This is a genomic window from Burkholderia sp. SJZ089, assembly GCF_007828315.1.
GTDB lineage: Bacteria > Pseudomonadota > Gammaproteobacteria > Burkholderiales > Burkholderiaceae > Burkholderia > Burkholderia gladioli.
On record NZ_VIUM01000016.1, the window covers coordinates 98,441 to 113,488 of the forward strand.

Consider the following 15,048-nt stretch of genomic DNA (forward strand, 5'->3'; position numbering starts at 1 on the left):
ATACCCCGCTTACATCAGAAACTCCCTGAGTTGTACTTCGCGGGAAGCGAACGACTCGCTCCCGCGTTGTCGAAGAATGTTCAGCTTGTTCAGGTCGTGCTCCAGCAAATCGGTGGCCATCTCTGGCCGTTCGAATGTATCGTTGATGCGAATTGTTCGAATGTCGCTGAAGAGGACGTCGCGCAGCTGATCCATCGATTGCGTGTTGATCTCAAGGGTCTTTTGGAGCAGCTGTACGGCAAACCACTTCTTGGCAATACGCATGAAAATTCCGGGTTTGGGCTCTGGATAAATGCCAACGCCCACATTCACGACACGGATATCCCTACGGCATCTTTTTAACGCGGCTGTGGCATCTGCTATGGCAAAAAGGGTGGGGTTATTTGCACAGTAGCCGCCATCGATTAATTCTATTTTATCGCCAGTCTCAGTAACGACCACCTTCTTTTCAAAGAATGGATAAGCCGAACATGACGCCTGTACTGCGTCCGCCAGACTCACGCCGAACCCAGGGCGAAAGGTTCCCGTACGACCATGCGCCTGTGCCACACTCCCTTTAAAGATCAGGGGTCGTTCCGTCATCCAACGGGTCGCGACAATGCCGATACCCGTCATAACATCATCAAAGGTCTTGTCCTGGAATACTTCCTTTGCTAGTGCCTGGAGTGCAGCTGTCCTAGCAGCAGCTGACCGACTGGACATAACGCGTGGAACGTGAGCAGTATAGAGGGCGTGTATCTGATCTATTTCATAGCCAAGCACAATTAGCGCAGCAATGATTGCTCCAGTGCTTGTGCCAAATACAAGGTCAAATCTCTTGTACAGTGGGCAGCCGAGCATGCCTTCGATTTCCTTGAGCACGCCCAGCGTATAGAAACCTTTGGCGCCGCCGCCATCAAGTGCAAGCACTCGACATATATCGTCACGAGCATACTCGGTGACCAATCTGGATGGAGGGGCGTCAGGCATTGCTATTTCCTCATTGTGTTCAATAGTGGCTCCAACTCACAACAGATCTCTCGAAGGCCTGGATCCTCCTTGTCTATGGCGTTCGATTATAGCGCTGGGAGTCTGGAGCAGCCCCCTGAAACACCGGACACGGCCCTGCAAAGCCGTTTTGACGAGATCGGCCGCGGCGAGCGGGGACGGTAGAGTCGGGGCGCCTAACAGAGTCAGCTATGCGGCGTTCGGGACTCCGGCGGCTGGGCCAATCTTCACGATTTCTTGCACGATGCGTGTGCGATGTGTATCGAGGGAGGGAATCGTGCCACCGAAGGCTTGAGCGCATGCCTCGGTTGCATCGAGGAAAAACAGGCTTGAGAACATCGTCATCATTCGGGAGTAAGCCCAAGCTTCCCTTCCCATGCGGACTTGCATTTCTTGCGGCATGTCTTGGCACATGAGGTAGTGAATCGTGTCTTCGCCTGTTAGGTGACTTGCACCACTGAGGCGGTGGTAGCACTCGAAGTAGGCATCCTCCCGCCCCAAATCCTGAAATCGTTTGAGCAATTGCTTTGGCCAAGGCGAGCTAGATCGCTCCGCTGCCAATCCACAATGGGCTTCGGCACCCTCAAGATATATGGTTAGCGATCCAATTAGATCCTGACGAATGTCGATGCGATAGAGTACTTCGGGCGGAGCTTCGTCTGCAATTAGCTGCCTCCAGTCAGTGAGCTTCTTTTTGTGCTCGGATAACCAGGAATGAAGAAAGTTGAGCAACATCCCTGGATTCCCTTTCGCAGCAAGATAGGTCACATTAATAGCGCCCTCGATGACGGTGCGGCCCAGGACTTCTGAGCTTGCAGGTGACCCGGTTACACTGGCTACTAGCATTGCCTGCGCATGCTCGTACGTGCGGGAGAGTAAATTGAACAGCGTCTGTGCGCGAAAACCCACAGCCGGGGTGTCCCAGTCGATGCCCCAAACCGCCGCATACGCCTCATTCTGAGCGTCGTAAATTGCTTCAATTAACGGACCTGCTTCGCTGAGATTGAGAGCCTTGTCAATCTTGAAGGCTTTTCGAAATGCAATGATATGGTTGGTCTTCATATTGGGCTTAGGTCCAAGCGTAGCTTTGTCAGTCGCACCCCGTCAGATGAGGTGCAGATGCTGTTGCAGCATCAGGTGGTGCAAGTTGCTTTGCAACCAAACGGTGAGATTGGGGCGAAAGCCCGCAACGAGCGAGCTTTTTTAGGTGCTACAAATTTGCTATAGCCAAGGCTTGGAGCCTTGCTGGACAAGCCTTAATCTTATCATTCCATCCCCTGAACTACGGGGGTGGAGCGGACGCATGGGGCGAGTGCTCTTGTCAGAGACCAACTCCCCGATCGAGCCTGTCCCGATCATGTTGAAGAACGAAAAACATATCTCGGAGGCGGTCGATTTCATCGGACCACTCCTTTGAGGGCACTTTTTCTTTCTTGGCTTGATCAAGTAAGCGCATAATTCGGTGCTCTATTTCCCGTTGGACCTCCATATCCCGCATCGGTCGGCGCACTGCACGGTCGATGAGCTTGAGTATCGATTCGTGGGAAATGATACTGTCTGTGCTGATTTTCTTTTCGATTGACGAAATATCGGTTCTCAAATCTGCAATCGCGGAAACAATCTCTGCGAGAGTGCGATCTTCAGGATTTTCACTTCGCCTCAGTGCTTGCAGTTCAACCGAAACGGATATCGGCGATTCAATTTCGTCAGGCTGTTTCCCTAGAACGGATTTAACTTGCTTCTCAATTTCTGACTTTGCTTCTTGAACGCTATCCAAATCATGGTGGTCGACCGGAATTGTTCGCATTCCGGCAACGTCAAAAGGAATCTTCTCATCCTTTTGGATTATCTGAACTAAGGGCTTTCGAATTGCATGTCGAATAGCAAGTTCATAGAACACATTCGGATTCGAGCCCGTCAGATCCGCAATTACAAGAGGGTCTTCTACAATATGCTGTATGATTTGTGTCGTGATAAGACCCGGTTCTGAAATCTTATCCGCGCGAATCGCTTCGAAGCCATGCGCTTCGACAGCCGGCGTGATGACGTGGCGGAAAATCTGGTCAGCACGTCGTCGAACATCGCTGCCGTCCGCTCCGATCGGCGATATGACGAAGCACGGTTGTTTGTCGGCCATTTCTAGTCTCTGATGTCTATGTGTCTCATCGATCTGCCGCTATTTTGGCGCAGATCACCCGGTGCTCGCGATTGTATAGCAGCCGACCCTTTTAATTGTGGGATTGCGTCATCAGTTCTTGCGCGGATCAGCCAACATTATGATATCGTCGCACTTTCCTGTGCCAAAATCGATTAATGTGGGCGGTTAATCATTATAAGTCATTGATAAATTTGGGAAAGTGACGGCCTGCAAAGCCGTTTAGGCAGGTTCAACCCGGCCTCGCTCGCCCAGGAAAAAGAGTCTCGCTTTGGAGGGTTCTTTGTCGTGCTCTCTTCACTCTCGTTCGACTGGTAGAGAGGGGGGGCTAGTCCCAGATGGAAACCAACTCGGCAATCTTGGTTGCGACCACTTCCATTGAATCCTCGGATGTGTCCAGGCCGGATCGGGAGGCAAGTAGGGGGCTGACATTTCGGAGTTCTTGGTACGTCGTCTGATGCACGATGGGCACGAGCCGATTGCCAGCCAAGAGGGCCGAAAGCTCTTTATCTGCAACACCCTCTTGTGGGAGGCGGCGTAACAGGTTTGGGGTGACCAGCACGAGCCCGATGCGGGAATTAGCCAAACCTTTGTCGATTGCACGCATCATCGGCATCCCAAGCCCGAGGTCCTTTTCGCTGAACCAAACCTTAACGCCGGCTGTCTCGAGCAATTCATACAATTCCTTGGCTGCCCCTTGCCGATCGTCCCAGGCGTGGCACAGGAAGCAATCGCGTAGGTCGGGCTGCTCAGTTGCTGTTTTCTCAACGGATTCCCGAATCGGGGTGAGAGATGCGACTTGGGAAGGTGTGTACGACACTAACGAACCGGCTCGCGACCAACGAGGCCTTGCTCCGCCACCGGACCTGCTGCCGCCACCGCTGCTGTGGGTACTTCGTCCGATGCCTGACGTGGAGTAAGGCGGATCGTAGTAGGACGAGTTGTAGCGACCGCCGTAGCCGTAGCCACGGCCGCCACATGCAGGACAGTCCGCCGCCGCAGCTGCCGACCTGTGCCCACGTACCGGTGCTGTGCATCTAGCCATATCTGTCCTGCCTCATTTGACATGATACTTCTCATCTTAAACATAAATGATCAAGCCGTCATGCGATAGGAATGTAAACCGGAGCCGCTGCAGGGCCTCAAAATGTGAGCGTAAGTCTTGGCGTATCTTTGGATGCCGATCCCTGCCAGATAAGGGGGAGCACTGCTGTATCACCGGGGTGACGCTTGCAGGCGTTGATGTAAGGTGCGTGCTCATGTGACCGGAAAAGTTGCTTTGGCCGCCTGAGTTTCCCAGCGGCACGCATGCAGTCGCTCCAAGTTGGCCATCCAGCCAGTTGTCGGCGGTGATGGCGAGCGGCAGCTACCGGCCAGGAAGCGACGTTCGCGTGATGCTGCGGTTGGACACTCGAACGTCGCTAGTACATCAAAAGCGGACTCTGAATCCAGCGAACTCGATGAGACTTCTTTAGCCATTGCGGACGGTTGTCAATCGAACGGCGCGCGGCAGTTCCCGCTCGTGTTGCCGATATACGTCGTCCGATGGCGGAGAATGTCGGCTTCTGTTACCAACGAATTAGCATATTGACAAGTGACATCAGTTCGATGACTGGGTCTCAATGTGGCGGCCGGGACTTCAACGGCTGCTTTGGCGTGACTAGTGAGACCGCGTATTGCAGGCCAGAACAGGTCGTTCGACATCTTTGCTCAAATCATTGACAATCACGGACAAGACACACGCAGTCTGGCACCAACGCAATTTCAATAACCCTTCTGTCAGCATGCAAATTCATTCGAGTGGCCGACGCGACTTTGTTGTCCTTGAGTTCGAAACCTCAAACTCCCGCCTCCAACTCTCAGAAGGGCAGCAAGGACGCGGAATCGGTGAGGCGCATTTCAGCATCCTGATTGGGCCGAACGGAGTCGGTAAGAGCAGACTGCTCGCCCAGGTGGTCGATCATCTTGTCGCGTTGAACGACATGCGATCACGTCGCCCCATTGCGGACGCGCGCACATTCACTCCTTGGCTCAGCGCCTCCGGACAAAGTCTTATTCGCTATAGGCTTGATGGCCAAGAGTGCACAATCGAGACTGCACACGGCCAAGTAACCTGCGAAGTAAATGGAAATCGCGCACATCTCGACGAGATGCCGTTCCCTAAGAAGGTCATCGCAGTAGCTCATCTGCCTGTGGATAGGTTCCGATTCGGTCGCCCTGATCAAACAGAGTTTTACGCGTACTTAGGCCTTCGGCAAGCCACCAACCTTACAACTACCGGCGCATTGGAGTCAAAGGTTATAGCGGCACTTATGCGCGGCGCGGGGCGCGAGGGGTATCTTGAGCGGGTTCGACATTGGTTGACCCTAGTCCAGCTCGGTCAGGAGCTTCACGTGACGTTCGGCGGAATAAACCCCGAGCTTTGGAACTGTTCAACGTGGGACAGTTTTGTAGACACCGCACGCGAAGTCGTTCTTCGCCGAATAGGACGCGGCAGGCGCTTCAGCTCCCAGATCGAAAAGCTAAATAACGAGTTGCCATCCGCCTGGTATTTTTTCGAGACAGTCAAATCGCTTAGCGCTATATCGTCTGAATCGAAGAGTCGAGGCCATCAGTTCACATTCGACGCCAGTAGTTTCGCCAAGGAGGGGGCAAAACTTGCAATCGGCTTGGAAGTAGTTCGACGCTGGCGCTTCGTCTCCGAGGCTTTGCTTGGCTTGCGTAAAGCGCAAGAACGTATTTCGTTTAACCAACTTAGCTCAGGTGAGCAACAGCTCGTTGGAACGCATTTCCGGGTCCAAGCCGAAATGGAGCACGGAACACTTGTTGCCATTGATGAACCTGAAGTCAGCTTACACCCATCTTGGCAAACTCGATATGTCGAGACCTTTAGGACGACTCTTAAGGACTTCCCTGCCACTCACGTGATACTCGGAACCCACTCCCACTTCATGGTTTCCGATGCAAAGCCTCCCACGTCAACAGTGGTAGTCCCCAAAACTGGTGAGGCAATGGCATTTGAGGCTTTTAGGGGACCCGTCTATGGCCGGTCACCGGAAAATGTGCTTTATCGGGTTTTTGGGACGGGTGCCGTGAGTAATTTCTACGTAGAGAGAGACCTAGCACACGCATTAAAGATGATTTCCGGCGTCATACCTCTCGATAAGACGGAGCTGATGCAAATCGAGGAGCGGTTACGAAGCGTAGTTGAGCGCGACAATCCTGCACTTGACAAGATTTTTATAGAAATAGAACGAGCTATGCGATGAAGAAGTTTGAAACTTGCGCTGTCATCGAAGCGACCATTCAAAACACATTAAATGCAGTGCCGGACGTCGAAAAGGAAAGCCGTTGGGAGGGACGCACGGTCGCGGTTACGCAATTTAAAGAATGCATTCACGACCAAGGGCTGGTTATTCAGGGTGAGCGATGCGCGTGGTGTACGCTATTTATCGGCGAGCGCGGGCGTAGGACAGCACATCGTGATCACATCGCGCCCAAATCAAGGTATCCACAGTGGACATTTACACCTGAGAACCTTGTTTTGGCTTGCGAATACTGCAATGGTTTCGCTGTCAAGTCTGATTTAGACACTGTGGCCGATGTTGGTCCGACGTACGATTCGAGCACTTTTTTTCTTGTACATCCATATATCGACGAGCCTCACGATCACATCGAATTTGCATTAACTCCTGAAAACCATGGCGTGGTCATTCGAGCGAAAAATGGTAGCACGAAAGGCGTTTGGACAATCGAGAACCTGAAACTTGATTCGCCCGGCCTGACACAGGAACGAGCGAAGGACGCGCTTATCGAGGAAGACAGGGCGGTCCTGCCTGACTACTATCGAAGTCTTTTCGATCAAGCGACCGATATCGGCAATTGAGTCCTATCTTCACCTACGAACTGCCGTTCGAGGTCGACAAGACTCATTCTCCGATAGCAAGAGCCGACATTCGCCGCCACGGGTAACGAATGTCGACAACGCGATTTGGAGCTGCCGCATGTCATTCGATTTACGACTGTCCGCAATGGCCGACGACGCGCCTGTTTGCGTGATCGCTTGAATGTCTGTTATGCCGCTGAAAGCCGACGCTGGTACTGTGCTTGGTCGAACGTCGCCTTCGGGTCGGAAGCGGCCAGTGGATGAAATGGCGGGCGTAGGTTTTGGCGTAGTTTTGCGCGCTGAACCTTGTCAAAGAATGCAAAGGTACTGCTGCATCACCGGGGTGACGCTTGCAGGCGTTGATGTGGGGTGCGTACTCATGTGACCGGGAAAGGTTGCTTTGGTCGCCCGAGTTTACCAGCGGCACGCATGCGGTCGCTCCAAGTTGGCCATCCGGCGAGTTGTCGGCGGTGATGGCGAGCGGCAGCTACCGGCCAGGATCAGACGTCCCGCCGTGATACAGTCTGTCGGCAATCTCGCACATCACCGAGGGCAAGCATGTCTCTACGCGCGGATACGATCCACATCGAATCACTGCGGCTTTCCATTCGACCGTTTACCGCTGGGGACGCTCAGGACGCATTTAGCTGCATTACCCATTCGCTCACACGTTTCATGTCGTGGGAACCTCCTGCCGACCGATCCGAATTTGACCAAATCTGGCGGGGATGGATCTCGACGATCGCCGGGGGTACGGACTACGTATTCACGATTCGTCAACGGCACAGCAGCGGTTTCATTGGATTGGCTGGCCTTCACGACGTGCGGCATGGAGGCGCGGTTTTAGGTATCTGGATACGAGAAGATTGTCACGCGCAAGGCTTCGGCCGCGAGGCTGTGAGCGCCGTAGCGAAATGGGCTAGCATGATGCTCGGTCTGAAAAGCTTTACATACCCGGTCGCCGAGGAAAATTACCCGAGCCGCCGTATTGCCGAGGCTCTCGGGGGGGGCATCGCAGATCGGAAAGAGACGCCAAAGTACCAATCCATCATATATCGGATACCTGATCAATCTATGCGGTGAGTCGTGGGATACAAACCGGACGCCGCCGATCGGCCAGGACCGGTCATCCAGCGTCGTGTGCTAAATCGCGGACAATTTCCGCAATCATGGGGCGCGTAAACTTCTCTATCGGATCCACTTCGGGTCGACTAACTTCACCCGCGTCGAAGGCCAAATAGACGCGATTAAAGAAGTCGGGCCAAGAGTCTTCACCTTGCGTAACAAAATCGTCATACACGAATCCGATTACAGCGATCGCGACCGCATCACAAAACCAGAAGGAAAGTCTGCCCTCGTGAAACCCAAGCGCGAGGTGCTTGGCTATCACGTCGTACGCGTGGCGTCTCGTTGATCCGACAATCTCAGTCCAGCGTTCAATGTCGCGTGCTGACAGCAACTGCCCCGGTCCTGTCTCGTCATATCGAGACTGCAAATGCTCTATAAATTCAGCTTGCAGGTCGTCTGGTAGGGGGCTCATATTGGCAGCTAAGCTTTTCGTGGACGATGGAGCATAACGGCGACGCAACGGCATATCGAACGGCCGCTTACGGCGATCTCGTAGGTCCGTTCAGGGTGGGTAACTGCCTGTCGTTGAAATGGCGGGCGTAGGTTTTGGCGTAGGTTTGCGCGCTGGAGCTTGTCAAAGAACGCGAACGCACTGCTGCATCATGGGCGTGTGGTTGGTCGTGACGTCGGTGGATTGCGTGCTCATTTGGCCGGGAGAAGTTGCTTTAGCGGGGGAGTTTACCAGTGGGCTGGGGAAGGGGCGCGGAGTTGGCCGTTTGGCCGGGTGGCGGGGGTGAGTGAGAGCGTTGGCGAGTTGATCGTGCTGCCTCGAGGCGGCGGCTACGTCGGTGCCGGAAACGCATACCCGGCACACGTCGACGAGCCGCCTGACGATGCGCGGCCGGGCCGATCTGTCCGCCGAAAAGGCGATACAGACCGCCACGCTCACGCAGCAGATGCGATCGGTGCAGCCGTTCGCGGATCTCGATCGCGGATTCGCCGAGATGCGCGTGCGCTCGGAATCGGTACGCGAGGACGTGAGGCTGCTGTGGACGCGGTCGCAAGCCGAGGAGCGTGATCGCGGAATCGTTCGTCGGCCGAGCGGCCGGGCTGGGTCAGCCAAGCTCGTGTCGCCGGCTTCTCGTAGAAATTCGGCGCGTACGCTTCGATTCTGAGAAAAGCAGCCACGTTCTCGTCGGACTAAATGTCAAACCGACGAGCGGCGAGGTACGCGCGCTGGTGACGGCTACCTCGAGACATTCGACAGTCGCCCGGGAATGGTCGACAATCGACATTCCGGCCTGGTCGGCCCTGTCACAGTTCTGGAGCCTGTAGCAACGGTTAGCGCCAGGCATCGCAGTACGGATGAAAGCAATCCAAAATCAAATCAAGAAAAGATGAATCCTGTGTACACAGATCGGCTTGTCATTCGCCGGCCAAGCCAAGAAGACCTGCATGCTTTTTTAGCCTATCGGAACGCCCATGAGAACATGCGCCTGCAGCCGATTGAGCGGATGCCTCATGCCGAGGCGCTGACGTTTCTGGCGAAACAGGCCGAGCTTACCCCTGATGCCGACAATTGCTGGCTCATGTTCGCCATGGAACTGAGGGAGAGCAGGGGCATGATCGGAGAGGTCGGAATGTATATCGAATCTGGCAGCAAGCAGACTTGTGATATCGGTTGGTCGCTAAATCGGGCTTTTTGTGGTCAAGGTTATGCGACCGAAGCGGCAAAATGGCTAATCGAGTTCGCTTTCAGAGAGCGTCGCTTGCATCGCATCACCTCGAACGCAAGTACACAAAATACTGAATCCATCCGCTTGATGGAGCGTTTGGGCATGCGTCGTGAAGGGACGACGCGCGAAAGCATGCTTGTACACGGTGTGTGGCATGACGAGCATCGGTACGCGATGCTCAGCAGGGAATGGCACGGATAACGCTAGTCATGCACTATCCAGCCGAAGCATCCATCTCTTCTAAGGGACGATGACACTGGCGAGTGTCCGGTCTACAGAAAGTGGAATGGCAATGTCGGGCAGGCCGCTCACGATAACCGGAGCGGCCTTTCTTTTTTAAGCGAGGAGGAATGGATGACGAGAAGCAGGAGTGGCCGGCGGTACAGATCGCCACGCTCACGCAGCAGATGCGATCGGCCGCGTCGAGCGTAGAGGACATCAAGCGCTCGGTGCAACCGTTCGCACATCTCGGTCGTGAGTTCGCCGAGATATGCGTGCGCGCGGAATCGGTGCGCGATGACGTGGAGCTGCAGTGGACGTGATCGCACGCCGAGGGGAGCATGGCCGACACCGTAGTTTCGCGCCGGTCTTCGCGACCGGCTCCCCTTTCACGGGCGGACCACGGTCAACCTGAACGGGCCACTATTCGCAGCGGCGTGTGAAATCGCTTCGTTAACCTGATCGATCGCGAATTCTTCCACCGCAAAATGATCGAGATCGAGCTGGCCTCCGCGCACCATGCCCACCATCGTCTGCACGGCCTCGGGTTCATACATCCATTGCCCTTTTATCGTGATGAGGTTGCGCATGATCCATGGATAGGGAAGGGCAAGGTCGTTCCCGCCCAGCATGCCGACTCCGCCCATCAAGACGGCGCGCCCGTACGGACGTACGGTCATGATGGCTGTTCGCGCGACAGCGGCGTCCGCCGAGGGCGGCAGAAAATCCAGGACGGCATCGATTGGGGCGCCTGCCGCAGCCTGTATCGACGCGATGTCCCGCGCTTCATTGCCTGAAAGTCGGACGGGTACGACACGTGGCCCGAAGCGGCATTTCAAATCCGCGAGCACGGCTTCGTTCCTGCCCGGTGCAATTACTTGGCGCGCACCCATTGCCAGTGCGGTCAACACCGAGGCACTGCCGAAATTTCCCGTCGCCCCACTCACGAGCAGCGTTTCCCCGGCCTTCAAGTCCATCGCCAGGAGGCCGCCATAGGCGATGAGCAAGGTATTGAGCGCACACCAGCGACCTGCCTCCGCAGGATCGATATCGCCGATCCGGATCGCATTCTCCGTTGGCACGCGGATACACTCGGCGAATCCACCATCCCGGTGAAATTTCTGAAGCGCCTGGCCACCCTCTCCGCGCGCGCTCCAGCCCTGGAGAACGATGTCGGGCATCAACGCATCGTCTCTCGAACGGACGGTGGGGTCGCAGAACACCCAGTCACCTGGTTTGAGCCGGGTCGCGTCGGGTCCTGTTTCGCGGACGCGGCCGATCGCGCCGCAACCGGGAATCACGGGCGTCGGGAGCAAATATTTTCGCGCGCCGCTGAAGACTTCATTCGCGTAAGACAGGATCGGCGCGGCGACCACCTCGACAAGTACCTCTCCCGTGCCGATTGCCGGTGCCGGTGCCGTCGTGACTGTAAGCGGTTTCCCAAAAGACTCGAGTACGGCTGCCTTCATTTTGGCTCTCCTTTGGTGCTGTTCCATCGCAGCATAAGCGGCCACTTATCAGCATAAAAGAAGGTAGTATCATCCTAGCCTTGCTGAAGGCTAGGATGGGACGAAATGAAGCGCAATGTGGAACTGGGCGAATTCTTGCGTTCGCGGCGCGTCAGGCTGAAGCCTGAAGATATAGGCCTCATTGCCCATGGGCGTCGACGCGCGGCAGGCCTGCGCCGCGAGGAAGTCGCGGGCCGCGCCGCTATCAGCACCGAGTGGTACATCAAGCTCGAACAAGGCCGCGTCATTTCTCCATCGAGCGAAACGCTTGCGGCACTCGCGCAGGCGCTGAAGCTCAGCGTAGTGGAGGAGGCCCATCTGAGGGCACTGGCTCGAGATGGCAGGGATGGGTTGTTTGTTCGCGAGACCGTGCCGAGCGTTCTTCGCACGGTCGTGGAAGGATTGGCGGAGCCTGCGTATCTGACCGGCGAGCGCTGGGACATCCTGGCATGGAACAGCGCAGCCGCCCAACTCTTTATCGATTTCGGAGCATTGCCCGAGGAAGACCGGAATATTCTCGTCTTCATGTTGGTCAATCCGCTGGCTCGCGAGCTGTTTGAGGAAGGCTGGGCCGGGGAGGCGCAGCGAATGGTCTCGCTCTTTCGTGCCAACTACGATCTTTGGGCGCCTGCCCCGGCGTTTCTGGCGATTGTGGAGCGTTTGCACGCGGGATGTCCCGAATTCGCCACATGGTGGCGCGAGCACCATATCGCAGCACCCATGTCGGGGGAGAAGCGTCTCATGCATCGTCAGCGTGGACCTCTCGAATTCCATTACTCCACGTTCAAGGCGAATGACGAGTCGCGGCTGAAACTGTCGATCTATGTGGAGAAGTCCATGAGCGTGGGCACTGCCGCATCATCCGCATCTGATTAGCGACGACGTCGATTATCTGCAGTCGTACGCGCTATCGTCCGAAGCTTGGATAGCGGCCGCGCAATCGCCTCGCGGGGTGGTGGCGAACGCGCGGCGATAAGCATGGCTGAACGCGCTTTGCGATGCATAGCCGACGGTGATCGCCACCTGCGCGACGTTGTCCTCTCCGCTGGCGAGCATGGCGCGTGCGCGCGCAAGGCGCCAGGATCTGACGTAGTCGAGCGGCGGCCGGCCTACCGTGCGCGTGAAAAGAGACGCGAACGCCGAGCGCGACATACCGACCGCCGAGGCAAGGCGCGCGACCGTCCAGGGTTCGGCGATGTCGTCATGGATCAGCGCAAGCGCGCGGCGCAGGCGCGGCTCGGCCAGCGCGTCCAGCCAGCCGCCAGGAACCGGGCTCACGGTACGCGCGCGAATCGCCTCGATCATCAGCACTTCCGCAAGCCGGGTCACCACCGTATCCGATCCGATCGCATCGCGCGCAATTTCGGCATCGAGCAACTTGAGTACGGCTGCCACACTTGCCGCGCCTCCCGGGGAACTTGGGACTATCGCGAAGTCCGGGAGCATATCGAGCAGGAATCCGGCTTCTTCCCGCGCCACGGCGATTCCACCACCCAGCATGACGGTGTCGTCTCCGTTAAGGCGCAGCGTCTCGTGCGTCGTCCCTTCGTAGAACTGCATACCGTCGATGGACGGCACGCCTGGACGGCTGGAGAAGGTGTAGGCCGTGCTACCGATCAGGCAGACATCGCCGGCGTTCAGACGCTCGCCGGCGCGGCCGGGGCGTTCGATCCAGCATGCTCCCTTCAGGACGGCGACAAATTTCAAGCGTACTCGTTCGGGAAACGCGAGTGCCCAATCACCCGAGGCTTCGAGCCGAGTCGGACGAGTGGCCCGTGCATCGAGTAACGCAAGCACGTCGGAGAGTGGATCCCGGCGGGACGTGGACGATCGCGACAGATTCATGGTGAGCCGAGCATAGACCATCTTTGAGGCCCATGCTTAACTTCGATTTCGAAGGAGGGAAACATGAACGGTACCAAGGTGATTGCGATCACGGGCGCAAGCAGTGGGATTGGGCGCGCAACGGCACGTTTGCTGGCGAAGCAGGGCCACGCAGTCGTGCTGGGTGCCCGGCGCGAGGTGGAACTGGCTAGCCTGGCGGCCGAGATCGACCATGCCGGGGGGCGGGCATGCCATCTCGTCACCGACGTGACCCGGCGCGCCGATCTGGAAGCCCTGGTTGCACATGCGGTGACCCACTTCGGGCGTCTCGACGTGATGGTGAACAACGCCGGCATCGGCCCGATCTCCCGCTTCGACGCGCTGCGCGTGGATGATTGGGATGCGATGATCGACGTCAATCTGCGCGGCACGTTATACGGCATTGCGGCGGCCCTGCCGGTGTTCGCGGGGCAGGGAAGCGGCCATGTGATCAATGTGATATCCACGGCGGGCCTGAAGATTTTGCCGACGATGGGTGTTTATGCTGCCACCAAGAACGCTGTGCGCACCGCAACGGAGGCGCTGCGACAAGAAGCTGGGCCTGAGCTCCGTGTCACGGAGATTTCACCGGGAGTGATTGACACCAACTTCGGAGATTCGATAAGCGATCAGGCAGCGAAGGCCGCGGTCGACGATCGTTTGAAAGCCATTGCGATTTCGCCGGATGCGATCGCGCGGGGCATCCTCTTCGCGATCGATCAACCGCCTGAGGTGGATGTCGGCAGCATCGTCATTCGGCCGACCGCGCAGGGCTGAAATCGTGGCGGGCGCAAGGCCCGAATGTTTCGCCCGCGGAACTGCCTCGCGTGCCGGGGGCTTCCCGACGGCTTCCAATGCTCTACGAGGTAGCGTCCAACAACGGCGCCGTGTCCGGATCTGCCTTGCGCATCGCACGCTGATATGCCGGGCGCGCGCCGATGCGCTGCAGGTAGGCCAGGATGTTGGGCCACGTCGAAAGATCGTAGGGCTTGAACCGCCGCATGGTGGTCAGCGAGAACACGGTCATGATATCCGCGGACGTCAATTCGGGACCGGCGAGATAAGGCGTGTCGCCCAGTCGCGCGTCGATCATCGAGAAAACCAGGTCGAAGCGGGTCTGCAATCCGCGCAGCACCGCATTCTCCTTGAGCGAACCGGCTCGTTCCAGGAGCAATACCTGCAAGACAAGGGGCTGCAGTGTTCCGTTGGCGAAGTGGAACCAATACAGATGGTCGGCGAATCCGGGATCGGTTTTTTTCACGGCGAGTTTCCCATTGCCATGAATCTCGATCAGGTATTCGACGATCGCAGCGGATTCACCGAGTACCAGCGGCCCGTCCTTGATGACGGGGGCGGTCCCCATCGGGTGCAACGCCTGATATTCCGGCGGCGCCATCCGGTTGTCCTTGCGTCGGTCGTATCGTTTCAGCTCGTATTCGAGCCCGAGCTCCTCGCAGAGCCAGACGATTCGTTCCGATTGGGAATGCCCGAGGTGATGCACGGTCAGCGAATGGTTGGTCATGGTTCGATGTGTGGTTGAGCGTAGGCTCAATGTACGACGCCATGCGCCGGAAGGCTTGCCGATATCTATCCGGTTCTTGCTCGATCCTCCAGCCCCGGACAGGA

General features: G+C 56.8%; 16 protein-coding genes. 8 read left to right on the forward strand and 8 right to left on the reverse strand.

What is annotated here, in order from left to right; genetic code table 11:
• Positions 1 to 9: 9 nt before the first annotated feature.
• From FB600_RS26815 to FB600_RS26830, 4 genes are all read right to left on the reverse strand, one after another.
• A complete protein-coding gene (locus FB600_RS26815) occupies positions 10 to 969 on the reverse strand; it encodes a patatin-like phospholipase family protein (RefSeq protein WP_145757666.1) in 960 nt (319 codons plus the stop codon).
• 207 nt (positions 970 to 1,176) lie between these two features.
• Positions 1,177 to 2,049: a DUF5677 domain-containing protein gene (locus FB600_RS26820; protein WP_145757667.1), complete on the reverse strand. Its 873-nt coding sequence runs from the start codon at positions 2,047 to 2,049 to the stop codon at positions 1,177 to 1,179.
• A 259-nt stretch (positions 2,050 to 2,308) separates the two neighbouring features.
• The gene (locus FB600_RS26825) at positions 2,309 to 3,124 is read right to left on the reverse strand and encodes a hypothetical protein (RefSeq protein ID WP_145757668.1); all 816 of its coding nucleotides are present in this window, start codon (positions 3,122 to 3,124) and stop codon (positions 2,309 to 2,311) included.
• Positions 3,125 to 3,470: 346 nt separating this feature from the next.
• On the reverse strand, positions 3,471 to 4,187 hold the full coding sequence (locus FB600_RS26830; protein ID WP_145757669.1) for a toll/interleukin-1 receptor domain-containing protein: 717 nt from the start codon (positions 4,185 to 4,187) through the stop codon (positions 3,471 to 3,473).
• 631 nt (positions 4,188 to 4,818) lie between these two features.
• On the opposite strand from FB600_RS26830, the gene FB600_RS26835 reads away from it, so the two are divergent.
• From FB600_RS26835 to FB600_RS26845, 3 genes are all read left to right on the forward strand, one after another.
• Positions 4,819 to 6,411, forward strand: coding sequence for an AAA family ATPase (locus FB600_RS26835; protein WP_145757670.1), 1,593 nt, complete (start codon positions 4,819 to 4,821; stop codon positions 6,409 to 6,411).
• The gene (locus tag FB600_RS26840; protein WP_145757671.1) at positions 6,408 to 7,028 is read left to right on the forward strand and encodes an HNH endonuclease; all 621 of its coding nucleotides are present in this window, start codon (positions 6,408 to 6,410) and stop codon (positions 7,026 to 7,028) included. The genes FB600_RS26835 and FB600_RS26840 overlap by 4 nt, the downstream gene beginning before the upstream one ends.
• Positions 7,029 to 7,586: 558 nt before the next feature.
• Positions 7,587 to 8,111, forward strand: a complete 525-nt coding sequence (locus tag FB600_RS26845) for a GNAT family N-acetyltransferase (RefSeq protein ID WP_145757672.1) — start codon at positions 7,587 to 7,589, stop codon at positions 8,109 to 8,111.
• A gap of 43 nt (positions 8,112 to 8,154) precedes the next feature.
• Here the strand turns inward: FB600_RS26845 and FB600_RS26850 are convergent, their stop codons facing one another.
• Positions 8,155 to 8,616 carry a hypothetical protein gene (locus tag FB600_RS26850; RefSeq protein WP_145757673.1) on the reverse strand — a complete coding sequence of 154 codons (462 nt, stop codon included), beginning with the start codon at positions 8,614 to 8,616 and terminating at the stop codon, positions 8,155 to 8,157.
• Positions 8,617 to 8,944: 328 nt separating this feature from the next.
• Between FB600_RS26850 and FB600_RS37325 the strand changes: the two genes are divergently transcribed.
• From FB600_RS37325 to FB600_RS26860, 3 genes are all read left to right on the forward strand, one after another.
• Positions 8,945 to 9,271 (forward strand): hypothetical protein, encoded by a 327-nt coding sequence (locus FB600_RS37325; protein ID WP_080630864.1) that lies wholly within the window; start codon positions 8,945 to 8,947, stop codon positions 9,269 to 9,271.
• 102 nt (positions 9,272 to 9,373) lie between these two features.
• Complete coding sequence (locus tag FB600_RS26855) at positions 9,374 to 10,033, forward strand: GNAT family N-acetyltransferase (RefSeq protein WP_098181769.1); 660 nt, start codon at positions 9,374 to 9,376, stop codon at positions 10,031 to 10,033.
• Positions 10,034 to 10,182: 149 nt separating this feature from the next.
• Positions 10,183 to 10,374: a hypothetical protein gene (locus tag FB600_RS26860; protein ID WP_036039957.1), complete on the forward strand. Its 192-nt coding sequence runs from the start codon at positions 10,183 to 10,185 to the stop codon at positions 10,372 to 10,374.
• Positions 10,375 to 10,440: 66 nt separating this feature from the next.
• Here FB600_RS26860 and FB600_RS26865 read toward each other — a convergent pair whose 3' ends face one another.
• A complete protein-coding gene (locus FB600_RS26865; RefSeq protein WP_145757674.1) occupies positions 10,441 to 11,520 on the reverse strand; it encodes an alcohol dehydrogenase catalytic domain-containing protein in 1,080 nt (359 codons plus the stop codon).
• A 105-nt stretch (positions 11,521 to 11,625) separates the two neighbouring features.
• Between FB600_RS26865 and FB600_RS26870 the strand changes: the two genes are divergently transcribed.
• Complete coding sequence (locus tag FB600_RS26870; protein ID WP_036039953.1) at positions 11,626 to 12,435, forward strand: helix-turn-helix domain-containing protein; 810 nt, start codon at positions 11,626 to 11,628, stop codon at positions 12,433 to 12,435.
• Positions 12,436 to 12,447: 12 nt separating this feature from the next.
• Here the strand turns inward: FB600_RS26870 and FB600_RS26875 are convergent, their stop codons facing one another.
• On the reverse strand, positions 12,448 to 13,425 hold the full coding sequence (locus FB600_RS26875) for an AraC family transcriptional regulator (protein WP_315898335.1): 978 nt from the start codon (positions 13,423 to 13,425) through the stop codon (positions 12,448 to 12,450).
• Positions 13,426 to 13,467: 42 nt separating this feature from the next.
• Here FB600_RS26875 and FB600_RS26880 point away from each other — a divergent pair, with 42 nt between their 5' ends.
• Complete coding sequence (locus tag FB600_RS26880) at positions 13,468 to 14,199, forward strand: SDR family oxidoreductase (RefSeq protein ID WP_098153845.1); 732 nt, start codon at positions 13,468 to 13,470, stop codon at positions 14,197 to 14,199.
• A gap of 82 nt (positions 14,200 to 14,281) precedes the next feature.
• On the opposite strand, the gene FB600_RS26890 is transcribed toward FB600_RS26880, so the two are convergent.
• On the reverse strand, positions 14,282 to 14,944 hold the full coding sequence (locus FB600_RS26890; RefSeq protein ID WP_046580836.1) for a glutathione S-transferase family protein: 663 nt from the start codon (positions 14,942 to 14,944) through the stop codon (positions 14,282 to 14,284).
• Positions 14,945 to 15,048: the final 104 nt, after the last annotated feature.